Source organism: Promicromonospora kroppenstedtii DSM 19349, from assembly GCF_000515355.1.
GTDB classification, from domain to species: Bacteria; Actinomycetota; Actinomycetes; order Actinomycetales; family Cellulomonadaceae; genus Promicromonospora; species Promicromonospora kroppenstedtii.
In genome coordinates, this window is the sequence record NZ_KI911573.1 from 10424 (window position 1) to 11815 (window position 1392).

The following is a 1392-nucleotide window of genomic DNA, read 5'->3' on the forward strand; positions in this document are numbered from 1 at the left end:
GGGCCGCGGCGGCGTTGCCCGTCGCGAGGTGCCCGAGGCCCTCCAGCCAGGCCGCGCGCCACTCCCACGGGTCGTGCTCCAGGATCTGCGCCACGGTCGACCGGAGCAGCGCGCCGTCGTCCGCCTCGATCGCGGCGCGGGCCACGGCGAGACGCACCTCGACGGTGTGCTCGGCGGGGTCGGCCAGCGCCTTGATGCGCTCGGCCGGGTCGGCGACGTTGACGCCCGCCAGCCAGGACGCCATCGGGTCGGTGGAGTCGACCTTCAGGAGGGGCAGCTCGTTCCAGTCCAGGGCGCCGTCGGCGCCGTCGAGCGGCGGCACGCCGAACAGCACCGACTCGGCCGACGTCGTGGCGGTGTACCCGGGGCCCTTGTCGGTGGCGACGACCTCGCGCAGCACACCCAGGAGCTGCACCCGGGCCTCGTCCACCGACGCGAACCGGTCCGCGGGCGCCGGGGCGCACGCCTTGGCGAGCCAGCGGTAGAACGAGTCGTACTTCTGGAACACGGGGGTGTCGGCGACGGGCGGGAACGACGCTTGGTAGACGGTCGTGTTGCCCCGGAAGTCCAGCACCAGGGAGGCCAGGGTGCGGCCGAGAGTGAAGATGTCCGACGCCACCGACGGGCCGACCTCGGGCACCTCGGGCGCCTGGTAGCCGACGGTGCCGTAGATGGCCGACGTGAGGTCGTCGGTGCGGCGCACACCGCCCAGGTCGATCAGCTTGACGCCGTCGCCCTGCGCGATGATGTTGTCCGGCTTGAAGTCGCAGTACAGCAGGTCGTGGTCGTGCAGGTAGCTGAAGGCGGGCAGCACCTCGAGTATGTAGGCGATGGCCTGGTCCACGGGCAGCGGGCGGGGCTGGCCGTCCTGCTCCCGGCGGTCCTTGAGCACGTCCTTGAGCGACCGGCCGCCCACGAACTCCATGACGGTGTAGCCCAGGCCCTCGTGCAGCACGAAGTTGAAGATCTCGACGATGAGCGGGTGCTCCACCTCGGCGAGGAACTGCCGCTCGGCGACGGCGGCCTCGTACGCCTCCGTGTCGCCCGCGTTCAGCAGGCCCTTGAGCACCACCCAGCGGCCGCTGACGTTGCGGTCCCGGGCCAGGTAGATCCAGCCGAGGCCGCCGTGGGCCAGGCAGCCCACCACCTCGTACTGCCGGGCCACGAGGTCGCCGGCCTTGAGCGCGGGCGTGAAGTCGTACCGCGCTCCGCAGTGCCCGCAGAACCCGGCGACACGGCCGGGCACGCCGTCCCTGGCCCGGCCCACCGGCTGCCCGCACGTGGGGCAGAACCGCTTGGACTCCGCGAGCTCGGGCGTGGCCATGACGGCCTGCAGCGGGTCGGCCACCGGCGTGTGCGGCACGGTGGTCAGGCCCGCGCCGAGGCGGTGCC

1 protein-coding gene is annotated in these 1392 nt (G+C 73.0%); it reads right to left on the reverse strand.

Going from position 1 to position 1392, the window contains the following annotated elements; genetic code table 11:
* Positions 1-1392, reverse strand: a 1392-nt coding sequence (locus tag PROKR_RS01310) for a serine/threonine-protein kinase (RefSeq protein ID WP_157601798.1), incomplete at both ends; no start/stop codon positions are given.